Consider the following 18,286-nt stretch of genomic DNA (forward strand, 5'->3'; position numbering starts at 1 on the left):
TCGGGGGGAGGGATGCCGTGACCCTAGGCTGAGTGCCGTGACCGACCATCGCGCACCCGAGCGCATCGTCCGCCGCTTCGCGCGCTCATCGAACCTCATGATCGCCGGACGCCCCTTCGCGGCGACAGGGGCCGGCGCCGATGCGCTGGCGGAGCTGTTGGTGGGGCTGGGCGGCATCCCGAGTCCCTCTCCGAGTGCGGGACGCGTCGAGTTCGACCTGGATGCCGACCGGATGCTGCTCGACGGAAAGCCCCTGCCCGAGCGGGGCGATGCGGCGGGGCGGATCGCCTTCGCGCGAGAACACATGCCCGTGGCCGCGGCCCTCGCCCAGCGTCTCGATCTGACCGGTCTGCGGGTGGGCGTGGCGATGGTGCTCGAGCCCAAGACGGCCGTGCTGTCGCTGCTGCTGCGAGAGCGCGGCGCCGAGGTGTCGGTGTACGCGCACCCGGACGAGACCGACGTCGCGGTCGCCGACGACCTGCGCGAGCGGGGCTTCGCGGTGACGGCGGATCCGGCGCTCGCGGGTGCCGAGGAGCGCGCGGCGGCCCTGGGGTTCCTCCGCGCGGGGCTCGACGTGCTGCTCGACGACGGGGCGCACCTGATCCGTCTGGCGCACGAGGCCGATCCCGCGCTCGTCGGCGGTTGGATCGGGGCCTGCGAAGAGACGATGAGCGGGCTGACCCCGCTCCGCCGGATGCAGGATGCCGGTCTGCTGCGCTGCGCCGTGATGGCGGTGAACGACGCGCGCACCAAGACCATGTTCGACAACCGCTACGGCACGGGGCAGTCGTGCGTCTTCGCGATCGCGGATCTGCTCGAGGAGCGGGGAATCGCGCTGACGGATCAGCCGGCCCTCGTCATCGGCTACGGGCCGGTCGGGCAGGGTGTGGCAGCGCACCTCCGCGCCCTTGGGGCAGAGGTGCGCGTCGCCGAGACCGACCCCGTGCGAGCGCTCGAAGCGCGGCACGACGGGTTCCGCACGGGCCGGGCGCTCGAACTGGCCGAGGGAGCCCTGGTGGTGTCGGCGACCGGCGCGCCCGCGACCGTGACGCCCGAGATCGCCGCCGGGGCCCGCGTGGTCGCGGTCGCCGGGGGCGTGCCGGGCGAGGTCGTCGAGGCGGGGTCCGCTCTGCTGCTGGGCGGCGGGGGAGCGGTGAACATCACGGCGGCCGAGGGCAACCCCATCGAGATCATGGACCTGTCGTTCTCGGTGCAGCTCGCGGCGCTCGGGGAGGTGCTCGAGCGGCGGCCCGCGCCGGGTGTCCACGCCCTGGGGCCCGAGGTCGACGACCTCGTCGCCCGCACGGCACTCGCGGTGCGGGGAGCGGCGGTCGACATCCGACGTGACCTCGACCCCGAAGGCCTCGACGACTGGCGGTCGCCGCGATTCGCGGGCGGTGACGCATGAGCGCCGTGTTGTATTCGGCATCCCTCGTCGTGCCCGTGACGGCACCGCCCATCCCGGGCGGGGCGATCGCCGTGGCCGGGGGGCGCATCCGGCATGTCGGGGATCGCGACTGGGTGCGTCACGAACTGCGGGCGCGCGGGGTCGCCTTCGACGAGGTGCACTGGCCGGGCGTCCTCACCCCCGGACTCGTCAACGCCCACTCGCACCTGCAGTACACCGGCATGGCCGAGGTCGGCCGGGGCTCGTACGCGGGCTTCGACGACTGGGACGAGGCGTTCACCCCCGTCTATCGCGCCGGTCACGACTGGGCGGCGGATGCCAGGACCGGAGCGCTCGCGATGATCGCCGCGGGGACCACGGCGGTGGCCGACATCGTCACCGACGTCGAGGCGGCGTCGGCGTTGCACGACGCGCGGCTGCACGGCATCACCTACTGGGAGGTGATGAGCTGGACGAACGCGGCGTGGGCCGAGCGCGGCCGCGCCGAGGTGGAGGCGCGCCTCGACGCGCTGCCCGCTCCTCCCGGGACCGGCCTCTCTCCGCACGCGCCGTACTCGCTCGACGTGGAGCCGTTGCTCGAGATCCCCGACATCGTGCGCGAGCGCGGCAGCCGTCTGCACCTGCACCTGGGCGAGGCCGCCTTCGAACGCGAGCACGGTGAGGCCGTGCCGTGGCAGCTGCACCGGCCGACGAGCTTCCGCGCGCTCCGCGACGAGGGCTTCGGCACCGGGGCGACCGAGTTCGTCGACGAGCTCGGCGTGCTCGGCCCCGATTGCCACATCGCCCACGGGGTCTACATGACGGCGCGCGATCGGGCGATCCTGCGCGCGCGGGGGACGACCGTGGCGCTCTGCCCGCGCTCGAATGCGGTCATCGGTCTCGACGAGCCGCCGGTCGCCGCGTACCTGCTCGAGGGCAACGCGCTCGCCGTGGGCACCGACTCGTTGGCATCCAGTCCCTCGCTCGATCTGCTCGCCGACGTGTCGGCGCTTCACCGCCTGGCGCGTGCGCAGGGGTACGTGAACCGCGACCTGTCGGAGCTGCTGCTGCGCGCGGCGACCCTGGGCGGAGCGCACGCGATGGGGCTCGACACCGGGCCCGCTCGCACGGGGTATCTCGCGGTGGGGGCCGTGGCCGATCTCGCGTTCTTCGACGTGCCGGTGTCGGAGGTCGATGACACCATCGAGCACCTCGTCGTCGACGGCGAGGGGCGTGCCGCCGCGACGTTCATCGACGGCGAGGTGCGCTCGGCATCCGCCGCCTTCACCCGAGAGACCGGAGTATCCGCCGATGACCGCTGAGCGTCCCGCCACCGCCGTCCTGCTCGATCTCGAACCGCACGCCGAGGGCGGGTGGTTCCGCCGAATGTGGACCGGCAGCGTCGAGGTAGACACCCCCGCCGGCACGCGGCCCGCGGCCACGTGCATCCACTACCTGCTGACCCCGGGCGAAGAGAGCGCGTGGCACGTCGTGACCAGCGACGAGGTGTGGCTCTGGCACGGGCCGGGAGCCCTCGAGCTCTCGCTCGGCGGCGGCGGAGAGCAGCCCGGGGCCGCGCGCACCGTGACGCTCGGGCCCGATCTCGCCGCGGGGCACGTGCTGCAGCACACCGTGCCCGCGGGGGTCTGGCAGGCGGCCCGACCGGCGGGTGACGCCGAGGTCGTGGTCAGTTGCGTGGTCTCTCCCGGCTTCAGCTTCGCCGACTGGCGCCTCGCCGAGTAGCCGCGTCCCGTGTCCCCAGGTTTCACCGGCGACATCCCCTGAAACATCCGCTCGGTACGCTGTGCACATCACAGCACTCCGGGGATGACCCCGATACGTCCACGAGGAGACATCGTGACCGCTTCCGCACGCCTGCGCCGCGCCGCCGCCCTGACCGCCGTGGCCGCCGCCACGCTCGTCACGCTGACGGCCTGCGCCTTCGCCCCCACCGGATCCGACGCCGGTTCCGCCCCCGCCACCGAGGGCGCCCTGCAGACCGTCGCCGCCGGCAAGCTCACGATCGCCACCGGGGAGCCCGCGTTCTCGCCCTGGGTCGAGAACGACGACCCCGCCTCGTGCCAGGGCTTCGAGGCGGCCGTCTCGTGCGCCGTCGCCGAGAAGCTCGGCTTCACGAAGGACGACATCGTCTGGGTGCGCTCCAACTTCGACAGCGCGATCGCCCCGGGCCCGAAGGACTGGGACATGAACGTCCAGCAGTTCTCGATCACCGACCAGCGCAAGCAGGCCGTCGACTTCTCGTCGCCGTACTACACGACCACCCAGGCGATCGTCACGACGGGCACCTCGCCCGCCGCCTCGGCCACGACCGTCGCCGAGCTGAAGAACATCCCCGTGGGCGTCATGAGCGCCACGACCAGCTACCAAGTCGCCCAGGACCAGCTGGGCACGGCCAACCTCAGCGTCTTCAACTCCAACGACGACGCCGTCGCCGCTCTCCAGTCGGGCCAGGTCGATGCGATCGTCGTCGACCTGCCGACCGCGTTCTACCTCGCCGGGGCCGTGCTCGACAACGGCAAGGTCGTGGGCCAGCTGCCCGACTCCTCCGCCGGTGGCGACGAGCTCGCCTACGTCCTGCCCAAGGGCTCGGCCCTGACCACCCCCGTCAGCGACGCGGTCGACGCCCTGAAGGCCGACGGCACCCTCGACCAGCTGCAGCAGGAGTGGCTCGGTGGCACGGCCGCCGCGCCCGTGCTGAAGTAACTCCGTGGCATCCACGTCTTCCGACACCGCGTGGCGCCCGAGCGAGCTCGAGCTCGGTCGGCGCGCCACGCGGCGTCAGCAGTCGACGAAGTCGGTGCTGATCGCGCTGGTCAGCTCGGTCGTCTTCGTCGTGGTCGTCGGCTGGGCGATCCTCTCGAGCCCCGGCTGGGAAGACGTGCGCCGCAGCTTCTTCGACCTCGACATCGCGGTCAAGAGCTTCCCCTCGATCCTCGCGGGGCTGTGGGTCAACATTCAGGTGCTCATCGTCGCCGCGCTCGCCGTGGCGGTGCTCGGCACGACCCTCGCGGTCATGCGCTCGCTGCGGGGGCCGGTGTTCTTTCCCCTGCGCGCCCTGGCCACGATCTACACCGACCTGTTCCGCGGCATCCCTTTGCTGATCGTGCTGTACCTGGTGGGCTTCGGCCTGCCGGCGCTCGGGATCTTCGGGCGCGTGCCGGTCGTGCTGTGGGGGACCATCGCGATCGTGCTGACGTACTCGGCGTACATCGCCGAGGTGCTGCGCGCGGGCATGGAGGCCGTGCACCCCTCGCAGCGCGTCGCCGCCCGATCGATGGGGCTGACCCACGGGCAGACGCTGCGGATCGTCGTGATCCCGCAGGGCGTGCGCAAGGTCGTGCCAGCGCTCATGAACGACTTCGTGTCGATGCAGAAAGACGTCGGGCTGATCTCGGTGCTCGGAGCGGTGGATGCCGTCCGCGCGGCGCAGATCGCCGCGGCCGAGTACTACAACTTCACGCCGTACATCGTGGCGGCGTTGCTGTTCGTGGCGATGGCGCTGCCGATGATCCGCCTCACCGATTACGTCTCGGCGCGGTTGGCCAAGCGCGAGCAGATGGGCGGGATCGTATGAGCGTGCTCGACGTCCGCGCGGTGCGGAAGGCCTTCGGCGACCACGTCGTACTCGACGGCATCGACCTCGACATCGCGAAGCACGAGGTGGTCGTGCTGATCGGTGCCTCGGGCTCGGGCAAGTCGACCCTGCTGCGCACCATCAACCTCATCGAGCGCGTCGACGACGGCCAGATCCTGCTGAACGGCGACGATCTGACCGACCCGACCATCGATCAGGATTCCGCCCGGTCGCGCATCGGCGTGGTGTTCCAGCATTTCAACCTCTTTCCGCACCTGCGCGTGATCGACAACGTCACGCTGGCTGCGCGCAAAGTGCACGGGATGCCGAAGGCCGAGGCCTACGCCCGCGGCACCGAACTGCTCGAGCAGCTGGGTCTCGGTGCGAAGGCACGCGAGTTCCCCGACCGGCTGTCGGGCGGTCAGCAGCAGCGCGTCGCGATCGTGCGCGCCGTGATGACCGACCCCGAGCTGCTGCTGCTCGACGAGATCACCTCGGCCCTCGACCCCCAGCTGGTGGGCGAGGTGCTCGACCTGGTGCGGGTGCTGCGCGACCGCGGGTCGACCATGCTCATGGCCACGCACGAGATGTCGTTCGCGCGCGAGGTGGCCGACCGCATCGTGTTCATGAAGGGCGGCAAGATCGTCGAGCAGGGCACGCCCGCGCAGATCTTCGACGCCCCGCAGCAGCCCGAGACGATCGCGTTCCTCGAGCGCGAGAGGCGCGGCGGGGCGCTGTAACCCGACGGGGTCGCGGCGCGCGGGTGCGGTGGCTCGGCGTGTGGGGCGGGTTTCGTATTTCGGGGCGCGAATTGCACGCCCCAAAGTGCAAAGTTCGCCCCAAACGCCGGCGCAGGCCGGTGCGGTGGCCCTGCGCGCGGTGACGGAGCGCAAGTGCCGGGGTCGCCGCGCGGCGCGCGGTGGCTCGGCGTTTGGGGCGCGTCTTGCGCTTCGGGGCGAGATTCGCGCGCCCCGAACGGCGAGATCCGCCCCGAACCCCGCGTAGGGCGACGCTCGCATTGATTCGGGTCGGCCGCCGTCCGCGAGTCACGTCCGGGCACGCCGCGACACCGGATGCCGGCCCGAGGGCGTGGCATCCGGTGTCGCGTTCTGTGGGCGAACGCTCCGGGTCAGGCGACCGAGCGGCGGCGACGCAGCAGCAGACCGGCTCCGAGGAGCAGGGTCAGCAGACCGGCGATGCCGAGACCGGCGGCCATCGAGCCGTCGGTGCCCGTCACGGCGAGGGTGCCGCGGGTGGTGCCCATGCCGGTGGCGGCCACGGAGCCGACCGACGCGACCTTACCGGTCACGGCGGGGGCGCCGTTGGTGCCGTTGGTGCCGTTCGTTCCGTTCGTTCCCGGGGTGCCGGGGGTGCCGGGGGTCCCGGGGGTGCCAGGCGTTCCGGGCGTTCCCGGGGTACCGGGGGTGCCGGGCGTTCCGGGGGTGCCGGGCGTTCCGGGCGTTCCGGGGGTGCCAGGCGTTCCGGGGGTACCGGGGGTGCCGGGCGTTCCGGGGGTGCCGGGCGTTCCGGTGGTCGAGCCGGTGGTGGTGCTGTCACCGATCACCGAGACCGCGTTGCCCCCGATGGTGACGGGGATGTTGATCGGCAGACCGATGATGTTGCCGCCGCCGATGCTGCCCGTGCCGTCGGTGCTGGAACCGCCGGTCGAGCCGGTGGTGCCGCCGGTGGTGGTGGCGTTCTCGGAGGTGCTGTCGCCGACACCCGAGACGGCGTTGCCGCCGATGGTGACGGGGGCGTTGATCGGCAGGCCGATCACGTTGCCGCCGAGGATGCCGTCGGTTCCGTCGGTGACGGTGGTGCCGGTTCCGCCGGTGGTGGAGCCGCCGGTGGTGGTGGCGCCGTCGGTGACGCTGTCGCCGATGCCCGAGACGGCGTTGCCGCCGATGGTGACGGGGATGCCGACCGGGAGGCCGATCACGTTGCCGCCGAGGATGCCGTCGGTTCCGTCGGTGACGGTGGTGCCGGTTCCGCCGGTAGTGGAGCCGCCGGTGGTGGTGGCGCCGTCGGTGACGCTGTCGCCGATGCCCGAGACGGCGTTGCCGCCGACCGTGATGGGCACGCCCACCGGGAGTCCGACGACGTTGCCGCCGAGGATGCCGTCGGTGCCGTCAGTCACGGTGCCGCCGGTCGAGCCGGTGCCGCCCGTGGTGCCGCCGGTGGTGTCGGCGTCGTTCGAGACGCTGTCACCGATCACCGACACGGCGTTGCCGCCGATGGTGACGGGCAGGCCGACCGGGGCGTCGACGACGTTGCCGCCGCCGATGCCGTCGGTGCCGTCGGTGACGGTGCTGCCGCCGGTCGAGCCGGAGGTGCTGCCGCCGGTGGTTGCGGCGTTGTCGGTGCTGCTGTCGCCGATCACCGAGACCGCGTTGCCGCCGATGGTGACCGGAGCCTCGACCGAGATGACGCCCTGGTTGCCGCCGGCGACGCTGTCGCTGCCGTCGGTGCTGCTGTCAGCCGCGGGGGCCGCGGCCTCGGGTGCGGGCGCCGAGGTGTCGGCATCCGTGCTCTGGCTGTCTCCGATGACCGAGACGGCGTTGCCGCCGACCGTCACGGGGACGTTGACCGACACGAGGCCCTGGTTCCCCGAGCCCACGCCGTCGCTGCCGTCGGTGATGGTGACGGGTGCGGGTGCGGGGGCTGCGGGGGCCGAGGTGTCGGCGCCGTCGCTGGTGCTGTCTCCGAGCACCGAGACGGCGTTGCCGCCGACGGTGACCGGGAGGTTCACCGAGACACCGACCTGGTCGCCCGAGAGCAGACCGTCGACGCCTGAGGTGTCTGCGGCATTGGCGATGCCGGCTCCGAGGACGGCGAGGCCGCCTCCGACGAGCGTGCCCAGAAGGACACGCGAGTAGATCTTGCGCATGAGAGTTTCTCCTGTAGATGAATGAGGGTGCGCGAAAGCGCGGGGTCGTCTGCCGTGCGATGCACGGTGCGACCGTCCTCAGTCAGGAGAGACGTCGGTGCCGAAGACCGGGGTGCCGGGCAGGTCGTCGTCGACGACGTTCCGGCGGTCGAGAAGAAGCGAAGCGGTGAAGAGCTTGGCGCTGTCGGCGGTGGCGGCGCCCATGCCGCCCGAGCCGGAGTTTCCGGATGCCGACGAGCTGGTGCCCGTGCTGGCGCCGAAGGTCGTGAGGGGTTCGTCGGATCCCCGCGGCCCGGAGGGGGCGCTCTGCGCACCGGCGACGGCGGCAGAGACCTCGCCCGTCGAGGTGGCGCTGAAGACCGTCGCCGCCCCGCTCGAGGGGGCCGTGCGGGACGACGACGGAACGAGGGAGGGATCCGTCGAGAGGATGCCGGTGACGACCGCCGTGGCATCGCTCACGGCCGCTGCCGAGAAGATCTCGGCGGGCACGATGTCGATGATCGGGGTGGTGATGTCGCCACCGGGAACCGTCGGGACGCCCGGAATCGTGGGGATGACGGGGGAGATCGGGGGGAGGGTGCCGACGATGACGGGCAGGGCCGCGTCGACGGCGTCGGTGACGCCCGAAATGAGGTCTCCGAGGCCGATCGAGCTGACCACGTCGCCCACGACGGGGACCGTCTGAACGGTGTCGACCACGGGGGCGACGACCTCGCCCACGACCCCCGAGCCGGCGACGTCGGTGACGACGTCTCCGACCGTGTCGACCGTGCTGCCGACGGTGGAATCGGCGGTGTCGACGACCTCGGACACCGTGTTCGTAACGGTGTCGGTGGTGGTCGTCACGGCATCGGCGACGGGGGCGGGTGCGACCTCGGTGACGACCTGCGTCACGGGAGCGACCGTCTCGGTGACGTGCTCGACCGTGGGCGAGACGACCGTTCCGACGACCTCGTCGACCGTGTCGGTGACCTGGTTCACGGTGGAGCCGATGGTGCCGAGCAGCCCGCCCGAGCCGTCGTCCGCAGAGGCGGGAGAGGCCGAGAGAGCGACGGAGAGAGCTGCTGCTCCGAGGGCGGTGGACACGCCGACGAGGAGCATCCGCAGCATGTGCGGTGCCCCCCGACCGGACGCGTTCTCCATGATTCGCCCCCCAAAGGTGAATCTCCGAAACCTGTGGGCGGCGACGTTACGCCCGGATTCACCCGGGCGGAAGAGGTCGGGTGAAATCTAAGTAGTTGGAGGGTGACGAGCGGGTGAAAGGCGACACGCCGGAGGGTGAAGAAAAATTTGACACGGAGGGCTCCGGGTCGGTAGGCGATCGGCGAGTTATCCCCCGAGTTGTACACATGTGAATGCTCCTAGCAGGAACCTTCAACGTTCACTTCACACGGGATTTCCCCAGGAAAACTGTGGACAAATAAAGCCCAGATCAGCAGCGCATACACGCCCGATATTCGTCTCCATCCACGGAGTTCTCCACAGCACTTGTGCACAGACCTGGCGGCGTTTCCCGCAGTCTCTCCACAGAGTTATCCACAGGGTCATTTGCGTGTGGAGGAAGCGGTATCTAGCGTGGGTGCAGCCCCTCGGGCAGCTGGATGGCGTTGCCGCGCGCGTCGATGTCGGACGTCGGTGATTTCATGCTGCCGAGGCCGCCCCGAGCCCCGTTTCCGCGTCGTTCTGCACGCGCGCGAGGCCCGGCCGGGGGTGCCCGAGAACCGAAGGAGAGCCCGTGTCGATCGCCGATATCGCCGAAGAACGTCTCGGAAAGGCGCCGCGCCCCGAGCGCACGCCCCCGCACGACATGCTCGCCGAGCAGAGCGCTCTGGGCGGCATGCTGCTGTCGAAGGACGCCGTGGCCGATGTCATCGAGTCGCTCCGCGGACCCGACTTCTACGTGCCGAAGCACGAGCTGATCTTCGAGGCCATCCTCACCCTCTACTCGCACGGCGAGCCGACCGACGTCGTCGCCGTCACCGACGAGCTGATCAAGACGGGCGAGTTGCAGCGCGCCGGGGGAGCGGACTACCTCCACACGCTCACCTCGATCGTGCCGACCGCCGCCAACGCCGGCTACTACGCCTCGATCGTCGCCGAGCGCGCGATGCTGAGGCGCCTGGTCGAGGCCGGCACGCGCATCGTGCAGATGGGCTACGCCGGCGAGGGCGACCCGGTCGAGCTCGTCAACAGCGCCCAGGCCGAGATCTACAACGTCTCGGGCGATGACAGCGCCGAGGACTACATCCCCCTGACGACGGCGGTGGATGCCGCGGTTGAAGAGATCGAGGCCGCTCGCGGCCGCGACGGGTCGATGACGGGCATTCCCACCGGCTTCGCCGGTCTCGACCAGCTGACCAACGGTCTGCACCCGGGCCAGATGATCGTGCTCGCCGCGCGCCCCGCCATGGGTAAGTCGACACTCGCGCTCGACTTCGCCCGCGCCGCCGCGATCCGCGCCAACGCGCCCTGCATCTTCTTCTCGCTCGAAATGGGTCGCAGCGAGATCGCCATGCGCCTGCTCAGCGCCGAGGGTCAGATCCCCCTGCAGAGCATGCGCAAGGGAACGCTCGACTCGCGCGACTGGACCACGGTGGCCTCCACCCGCGGCCGCATCAACGACGCGCCCCTCTACATCGACGACAGCCCCAACATGACGCTCGTCGAGATCCGCGCGAAGTGCCGTCGTCTCAAGCAGCGCGAGGGTCTGAAGATGGTCGTCATCGACTACCTGCAGCTGCTCACCAGCGGTAAGCGCGTCGAGTCGCGCCAGCAAGAGGTCAGTGAGTTCTCGCGTGCGCTCAAGCTGATGGCGAAGGAGCTGCAGGTTCCGGTCATCGCCCTGTCGCAGTTGAACCGTGGTGCCGAGCAGCGTGCCGACAAGAAGCCGGCGCTTTCCGACCTGCGTGAGTCGGGCTCCATCGAGCAGGACGCCGACATGGTGGTACTGCTGCACCGCGAGGCCGCGTACGAGAAGGACTCACCGCGCGCCGGCGAGGCCGACCTGATCGTGGCGAAGCACCGTAACGGTCCGACCGACACGATCACGGTGGCGTTCCAGGGTCACTACTCGCGGTTCACGGACATGGCGCCGGGGATGTAACTCCGAGGCTTACGGCTTCCAAAACCCCAGCGTGCACAGCAGCACGGTCTCGTCGTCGGCGCCCGCCGGCGGGTCGATGGCCGGCGGGAAGACGCCCCACTGACGCCACTCGTCGGCGTGCGGGGTGACGTGTTCATTCATCCCCTCGATGAGCTCGGGGGAGAGGTGGAACGGGATGCCGAACTCCTTCGCGATCGACCACGCCTGGAAAGCGCGGTACGTCGCGAGGTGCGCGAAGCCCTCGTCGGCGGGGTAGTCCCCGTAGGTGAAGTGGAAGGTACCCGCGAACTCACCCGCGCGGACCGCGGCCGTGGCCTTGTCGTTGAGGGCGTCGTACGAGGCGATCGGATCGTCGCCCATCAGGTCGACATCGGCGAAGGGGTCGCCGTCGGCGGCCGCGCGTCCCGCGATCACGGCGGGAACCCAGGCTTCGTCGTAGGCGTGGCGCTCGAGGATGCCGAGCAGCGTCGGCGACTCGAGCTGACTCCACTCCTTCGGCACGGATGCCGAGAAGTCATCCGGATCGAGCTGATCGACGACCTCGCGGAGCGCGGCGTCGGCGTGGAGGAACAGAGTGGCGGGGCTCATGGTGGGGAGGGTACTCCGGGGTGACGACATGGGCTAGGCCAAGCCAGGACCGTCGCACGTCGGCGCCGGAGTCGACGACCTGCGCCAGTGCAGGCGTGAGTGGGCGCGAGCGAGCAAGATAGAGAGGGTTGCGTCCCGAAGCGCGTGCTCCCGAGTCATTCAGGCTCCGAGACCGCGGCTGATTCACAACGGGCGCTGGGGGGAATGTCTTGACTATCGATACGCGTCAGATCATCGGCGGCTCCGTCGACGACCTGGCAGAAGGCCTGCGCCCGTTCATTGAGCGAGTATTCGCGGAACGTCTCCCCGGGGGACCTTCGTGGGTTCAGATCGTGGCTCACAAAGATGAGCTCGCGGGCAGACCCACCTCCCACCATCACGCGAATGACGTCGGACTGATGTTGCGAGTGATGACTGAGAAGCTGGGTAACCTCGGGTACCCCTTTGATGGTTACCTTTCTCGCCAAGCCACGAATTGGGCGAGCGAGATGCGCGAGGTGCGCAACAAGCATGCGCACCAGGTCGAGTTCAGTCTCGCCGAGACGTACCGCGCTCTCGACTCGGCTGAGTTGCTCCTCCGCGAAGTCGGCGCGATCGACGAAGCGCAGCGGATCGCGGCACGTAAGCCGGTAGTGCTCTCGGCTTTGGGTGGCGGGGCTGCCGGCCGCTCGCTCCCCGCGCCGCCGAGCGCGCCGACGAGCGCGAGGCTCCCCGCGCCACCGACAACCGTGCTCCCTTCATCGACCTACCCGGCCGCCTCCGCCGCACAATCCGTCGCGTCGGAAGCGGAGACGACATCGCCGCTCACCCGCCGTCAGCTGCGCGAGCAGCCCGAGACGGAGGCGTCGGTGCCCCCGCCTGCGCCGACGTCGAGCGCGCGTCTTTCGCTCGACGCGGTCAGCGAGCTCAGCTACGCGATGGCGCACGCACGCATCGTGCCCGTGCAGGAGGTGCGGGTCTCGTACGGTGGGCCCGAGCTTCGCGGAGCATCGCTCGAGATCGAGGCCGCCACGGCCAGCGGTTCCCTGGGGGCGCCCAAAGTCGTGATTCTCGACCTCGCGCCCGGCCTTAAGACACTCGCGGGGCTCGACCTGCTCTCCCTCGATCCCGCTCCGATGCTCCAGGTCGATACGGAGCAGCCTGGCTCCATCACTCTCACTCTGCGCGGACCGGACGGTGCGGTGATCGCTGAGCATCGGCATCCGGTCACTGTTCTGGCCGCGAACCAGTGGATCGCGCGGGAGCTGCACCTCGGCCTCGAGCTCCTCGCATCCTTCGCTCAGCCGCAGGCGCCCGCACTGACGCCCGTCCTACAGCGTGCCTCGGACCTGCTGGGGGAGTCGAGCGGTCGCACAGAGCTCGACGGTTACCAGAGCGACAACCCGGCGAGGGTGGATGCCATGGTGACGGCCATCTGGGATGCCGTGCGCGAACGCGACATCCGCTACGCGGAGCCTCCGGCCAGCTGGGGCCTGCGCGGCCAGAAGATCCGCACGCCGCAGGAGGTGCTCGAAGGGCGACTCGGAACGTGTCTCGACACGACGCTGACGCTCGCCGCGCTGCTCGAGCAGATCGGCATCAACTCGACGCTGTGGATGGTGGACGGACACATCTTCCTCGGGTACTGGCGGGAGAACGGCAGCCTCGGTCTGCCCGCGACCACCGACATCGAGGAAGCGGTCAACCTCACGAAGCTGGGTCGGATCTCGTTGCTCGAGACGACGCAGGTGACCGGTGGTGCAGCATCCGCCACGTTCGACGTCGCCCGCGCCATGCCCCAGGCGTACCTCGAAGCCCGTCGCGATGAGATCCTCGGCATCACTGACGTGCGCGCGGCCCGGGAGAACGGCATCTTCCCGCTGCCCAGTCGTACCGTGGGTCCCGATGGTGAGGTGACCGTCGTCGAGTATCGACCGCTCGACCGCGTCCTGGCGCCGTTCGTCGCCGACCAGCGCGATGCGCAGGGCCGCGCACTGGCTCCACCGCGGGTGGCGCAGTGGAAGAACGCACTGCTCGACCTGAGTCTCCGCAATCGCCTCATCAACTTCACGAGTCGTGCCGGGTACCAGCTCGCGGTGCCCGGCGCGGCACTCGGCCGGCTCGAGGACATGATCAACGGAGGCGCCAGCGTCACTCTTCTCGCGTCCGACGATGTTCCCGAGATCGCGCGAGAGCGTGGCATCCGCTTCGGTCGCGATCGCGATCCCGCCGATCGGGAAGCGCTCCTGGCCGATAAGAGGCAGGCGCACCTCACCGACGTCACACAAGCGGCGTATACGACGAGGCTGCGGGCCCTGGCCGCGAAAGCGAAGACCGTCACCGAAGAGACCGGCGCGAACAACCTGTACCTCGCGTTCGGCACCCTGCGCTGGGAGTTCAACGACCGGCAGCTGCAATCGCCGCTCGTTCTCGTCCCGGTGACGTTGGAAAGTGTGTCGCGTGGCCAGTCCTTCCGCCTCGTCCTCGACGAAGCGGGTGCGTCCACGCCGAACTACTGCCTCCTCGAGAAGCTGAAGGTGAGCTTCGGCATCGAGGTGCCCGGGCTCGCAAATCCGGCGACGGATGCCGCGGGGATCGACCTCGGCGCGGCGTTCGATGCGGTGCGCCAGGCGATGGTCGATGCCAAGCGACCCTTCGTCGTCGAAGACACCGTGCACCTCGGCATCCTGCAGTTCGCGAAGTTCCGACTGTGGAAAGATCTCGACGACAACTGGGAAGAGCTCGCGACGAACTCGCTCGTCACCCACCTCATCAGTTCGCCGAATGAGGCGTACGTCGACGCTGTACCGGCGCCGGTCGACGTCGATCTCGATGCGCTCTCGGCGCAGGTTCCCGTCTCCGCCGACTCTTCGCAGCTCGAGGCCGTCGTCGAGGCCGTCGAGGGCCGCACGTTCGTGCTCGAAGGTCCTCCGGGCACCGGCAAATCGCAGACCATCACGAACCTGCTGGCTCGGTCGTTGGCATCCGGGAAGCGCGTGCTCTTCGTGGCAGAGAAGCGTGCGGCGCTGGAGGTCGTGAAAGACCGATTGGATGCCGTCGGGCTCGGCTCCTTCTCGCTCGACCTGCATGACAAGGGTGCGCGGCCGAATGCCGTGCGCGAGCAGCTGCGGGCGGCGCTCGACGCCACCGCCCGGCCCGATCGGGCCGCGCTATCCGCACAGCGTGAGGCGGCGGAGTCCAGTCGCGGCGCGCTGTCGCGCTACGCGCAGCGAGTGCACGAGCCCAACGCGGCGGGTCTGTCCCTGTACTCGGCGCGATCGCAGCTGCTGGCATCGGCGACGGACATCCCGCCACTGGATGTGCCGCATTCCCTGGTCGCGTCGGGCGATCACATCGACCAGCTGCGCACACTTCTGCGAGAGCTGCCGGCGGTCAGCGATCTCGCCCGCCCGGCTGCGACGCATCCGTGGGGGTTCGTCGATGATCCCGGTATCGACGCGACCTCTCTCCATGGTGCGGCCCGCACCTTCGACGACGCGCTCGCGGCCGTCGGTCCGAGCGAACTGCTGTCTCGCGTGCGCGCCCCGCAGCAGCTGGAGGCGTGGGCGGGTGTCGCCCGTGCGCCGCGCCATGCGCTCGATGCCCTCGACCGCGTTCACCCTGGCTCAGTCGATGACCTCGCTCGGCGGCTGTCAACCGCGGCCGCGCAACCGCCCGCATGGCTTGCTCAGGTCGATCCTCGTGTCCTCTCGCGGAATGTTCGCGACATCCACGCAGCCGCCCTGGCCGCCGATGTGTCCTCGTTCTTCGGTCGCAAGAAGCGTCGGCGTGCGGTACTCGCCCAGTTCGCGACCGACCTGCGCGTCGAGCAGACTGCGATCGACCTGCGCAGCCTGTCGGCACTGACCGGCGCCATGGCCGAGACGGCCGCGCAGGTCGACGAGATACGTGGTGAGCTGCAGCGCCTGCCCGTCGTGGTCGCGGCCCCCGACGTCAATCCCTACATGCCGGGCTCGGCGGACCAGGTCGTCGCCGCCCTCCGGTGGGCGGGTTGGCTTTCGATGACGCTCGCATCCGATGCCTCGACCGTCGGAGATCTCCGCTCGGACCTGCGCCGCATGTACGAGACGACGGCCCCGGACGCGGGGGCGGCTGAGCGGTACGCGGCGCTCGCCGCGGCGTGGCGCGCGGTCGTCGCTGCTGCGGCAGATGGCGCGTCGCCTGACCAGCTCGCCATCTGGGCTGGGGATGACGGAATCGCGTCGACCTGGGAACGCACGCGGACGGCGCGCAACCTGGCGACGACCGATCCGGTCACGCTCGGCCGCTGGATCGACCTGCTCCGGCACGTGGAACCCCTTCGGCGCCACGGGATGACCACGGCGCGGGAGGCGATTCTGGCCGGGCGCATCCGTGCCGACGACGCGGCGCTCGCCTTCGACAGGGGCGTCGCGGCGGCATCCCTCGGTGAACGCGAAGACGCCACCGCCCTCAGCGACTTCGATCCCGCGGCGCACAACCGGACGATCGAACGGTTCGCCGCGAGCTCGGCAGCCATCCGCGGCGAGCTTCCGCGGGCTCTGCCGGCTGACATCCTCTCCCAGCGGCGGTTCGACCCAAAGTTCGACGGCGGCGACATGGGCGCGCTCAAACGTCAGCTCTCGCGGCAGCGTGGTGGGGACAGCGTGCGGACGCTCATGGACAAGTACGGCGAGCTGATCACCCAGATCACGCCGTGCATGCTCATGAGCCCGGAATCCGTCGCGCGGTTCTTTCCGGCTCGAGCCGGGATGTTCGACATCGTGGTGTTCGACGAGGCTTCGCAGATTCGCGTCGCGGATGCCGTGGGGGCGATGGGGCGAGCGCGCTCTGTCGTGGTGGTCGGAGACTCCAAGCAGATGCCTCCGTCGACCTTCGCCGAGGTGACGGCCGACGTCGATGAGGCTGAGGCGGATGCGGGCGTCGTCGCCGATGAGGAGTCCATCCTCACGGAGTGCACGCAAGCGCGCGTTCCGAGCAAGTGGCTCTCGTGGCATTACCGCAGCCAAGACGAAGCGCTCATCGCCTTCAGCAACCACCAGTACTACGAGAGCCGCCTGTCGTCGTTCCCGGCGCCACTGCGCGACTCCACGGCGTCTGCGCCCGGCGCGCTCGCCGCGACGAAGCCCGACTACGGTCTCTCGCTCGTGCGCGTCAACGGTCGGTTCGAGCGTTCGGGTGGGCGTGGAGTCCTTCGAATCAACCTCGTCGAAGCGCAGGCGATCGTCGACGAGGTGACCCGTCGGTTCGTTGCCGCCGGCGACGTGGCGCCGTCGATCGGCATCATCACGTTCAACGTTCAGCAGCGAGACCTCATCGACAACATGCTGCGTGATGCTTCGGATGAACGCATCGGTCGCGCGCTCGACGAGCGCGATGGATTGTTCGTGAAGAACCTCGAAAGCGTGCAGGGCGACGAGCGCGACACGATTCTGTTCTCGGTCGCGTTCAGCAAGAACGACCGCGGAATGCTCCCGCTGAACTTCGGGCCGCTCTCCCGTGCGGGCGGAGAGCGCCGGCTGAACGTCGCGGTCACTCGTGCGCGACGGCAGGTCGTGCTGTACGCGAGCTTCGATCCCGCTGAGCTGCGCGCTGAGCAGACCTCAGCTCGTGGGCTGAAGGACCTGAAGTCCTACCTCGAGCTCGCCGCTCGCGGGGTCGCGCCGACCGATGACTCCACGGTTCGCGTCCCGGTGGTCGATCGCCACCGCGATGAGATCGCGGCGGTCCTGAGAGAGCGCGGACTCGTCGTGAAGACGGACGTTGGGCTGTCCGACTTCCGTATCGATCTCACGCTGGCATCAGCATCCGACCCCGCTCAGCCGCTTGTCGCCGTTCTGCTCGATGGAGAGGGCTGGCGCGCGCGCCGCACCGTGGCGGACCGCGATGGGCTGCCTGTCGATGTCCTCGGCGGACTGATGCGCTGGCCGGGGATCGAGAGGGTGTGGCTACCGGAATGGCTCGATGATCCGGATGCCACGGCCGACCGACTCGTCGCGGCGGTGGAGGCCGCCAAGGCCGGTGGTCGGTCTGCGCCAGACGCGCCGGTGGAGCGGGTCGAGGATCTCGATGAGCCCCCAATGGAGGAGCCGGTTGAGCTTCTGCGCGCGGCAGTGCCGGCAGAACAGAAAGACGAGGATGCCGTCAGCGTGGCGCATCCGCACGTCCGCGCCTTCGTGCCCTGGCCGATCCCCGTGTCCGGGGGAGTCTCTGTGCTCGACGCTCTCCCGAGCCCGTCTGCTTCCGGGCGGGTTCGCTCCGCCATCGTGGAGGCCATCGCCGCCGAGGGGCCGATCTCTCGAGCACGCTTGGCGCGAGTGGTGGCGGAAGCATTCGGACTGTCACGTGTATCGGGCGCCCGGGCCGCAGCGATCCTCCGGCTGATCCCGGATGCTCACACTCGCCAGGGCGACGGGCAGTTCGTCTGGCCTGCGGACGCGGATGTGTCGACGTGGCGAGACGTTCGCACGAGTAGCCCGGGGGAGAGCCGACCGCTCGAGTCCGTCGCTCTGGAGGAGATCGCGAACGCGATGGCCGTTGTCGCTGAACTCGGCGGTGGGGTGCGCGAGGACGAGATCAAACGAGAAGCTCTGCGGCTGCTCGGTGGAAAGCGGATGACGACGCAGATCTCCGAGCGACTTGCCGAGGCGCTGACGGTGGCGGTGGCCACCCGACGGGTCGAGCTTGCGCCGTCGGGAGCGTATGTCGCGCGATTCTGATTCCCGACGGCGGATAGAGTGACGTCGA

The 18,286-nt window shown here is 69.9% G+C and carries 11 protein-coding genes; 8 read left to right on the plus strand and 3 right to left on the minus strand.

Annotation, left to right across the window (positions count from 1 at the left end):
- Positions 1 to 37: 37 nt before the first annotated feature.
- The 6 genes from BLS25_RS04155 to BLS25_RS04180 all read left to right on the plus strand — a co-directional run bounded on the left by BLS25_RS04155 (position 38) and on the right by BLS25_RS04180 (position 5,722).
- Entirely contained in the window at positions 38 to 1,408 is a 1,371-nt protein-coding gene (locus BLS25_RS04155) for an adenosylhomocysteinase (RefSeq protein WP_081349677.1), read from the plus strand.
- On the plus strand, positions 1,405 to 2,709 hold the full coding sequence (locus BLS25_RS04160; RefSeq protein ID WP_074694535.1) for an amidohydrolase family protein: 1,305 nt from the start codon (positions 1,405 to 1,407) through the stop codon (positions 2,707 to 2,709). The genes BLS25_RS04155 and BLS25_RS04160 overlap by 4 nt, the downstream gene beginning before the upstream one ends.
- On the plus strand, positions 2,699 to 3,130 hold the full coding sequence (locus BLS25_RS04165; protein WP_074694536.1) for a cupin domain-containing protein: 432 nt from the start codon (positions 2,699 to 2,701) through the stop codon (positions 3,128 to 3,130). Before BLS25_RS04160 ends, BLS25_RS04165 begins: the two co-directional genes overlap by 11 nt.
- A gap of 114 nt (positions 3,131 to 3,244) precedes the next feature.
- Positions 3,245 to 4,111, plus strand: coding sequence for an ABC transporter substrate-binding protein (locus BLS25_RS04170; protein WP_256335530.1), 867 nt, complete (start codon positions 3,245 to 3,247; stop codon positions 4,109 to 4,111).
- Positions 4,112 to 4,115: 4 nt separating this feature from the next.
- On the plus strand, positions 4,116 to 4,982 hold the full coding sequence (locus tag BLS25_RS04175; RefSeq protein ID WP_074694538.1) for an amino acid ABC transporter permease: 867 nt from the start codon (positions 4,116 to 4,118) through the stop codon (positions 4,980 to 4,982).
- Positions 4,979 to 5,722 carry an amino acid ABC transporter ATP-binding protein gene (locus tag BLS25_RS04180; RefSeq protein WP_074694539.1) on the plus strand — a complete coding sequence of 248 codons (744 nt, stop codon included), beginning with the start codon at positions 4,979 to 4,981 and terminating at the stop codon, positions 5,720 to 5,722. Before BLS25_RS04175 ends, BLS25_RS04180 begins: the two co-directional genes overlap by 4 nt.
- A gap of 389 nt (positions 5,723 to 6,111) precedes the next feature.
- Here BLS25_RS04180 and BLS25_RS16825 read toward each other — a convergent pair whose 3' ends face one another.
- Complete coding sequence (locus BLS25_RS16825) at positions 6,112 to 7,869, minus strand: hypothetical protein (RefSeq protein ID WP_081349678.1); 1,758 nt, start codon at positions 7,867 to 7,869, stop codon at positions 6,112 to 6,114.
- A gap of 78 nt (positions 7,870 to 7,947) precedes the next feature.
- A complete protein-coding gene (locus BLS25_RS04190) occupies positions 7,948 to 8,979 on the minus strand; it encodes a hypothetical protein (RefSeq protein WP_074694540.1) in 1,032 nt (343 codons plus the stop codon).
- A 697-nt stretch (positions 8,980 to 9,676) separates the two neighbouring features.
- Between BLS25_RS04190 and dnaB the strand changes: the two genes are divergently transcribed.
- Positions 9,677 to 10,972 carry a replicative DNA helicase gene (dnaB, locus tag BLS25_RS04195; protein WP_371129313.1) on the plus strand — a complete coding sequence of 432 codons (1,296 nt, stop codon included), beginning with the start codon at positions 9,677 to 9,679 and terminating at the stop codon, positions 10,970 to 10,972.
- A 9-nt stretch (positions 10,973 to 10,981) separates the two neighbouring features.
- Here dnaB and BLS25_RS04200 read toward each other — a convergent pair whose 3' ends face one another.
- Positions 10,982 to 11,560 carry a hypothetical protein gene (locus tag BLS25_RS04200; protein WP_056224939.1) on the minus strand — a complete coding sequence of 193 codons (579 nt, stop codon included), beginning with the start codon at positions 11,558 to 11,560 and terminating at the stop codon, positions 10,982 to 10,984.
- A 209-nt stretch (positions 11,561 to 11,769) separates the two neighbouring features.
- On the opposite strand from BLS25_RS04200, the gene BLS25_RS04205 reads away from it, so the two are divergent.
- Positions 11,770 to 18,258, plus strand: a complete 6,489-nt coding sequence (locus BLS25_RS04205) for a DUF3320 domain-containing protein (protein ID WP_074694541.1) — start codon at positions 11,770 to 11,772, stop codon at positions 18,256 to 18,258.
- Positions 18,259 to 18,286 lie beyond the last annotated feature (28 nt).

This window comes from Microbacterium testaceum StLB037, assembly GCF_900104345.1.
In the GTDB taxonomy this organism is placed as follows: Bacteria; Actinomycetota; Actinomycetes; order Actinomycetales; family Microbacteriaceae; genus Microbacterium; species Microbacterium testaceum_A.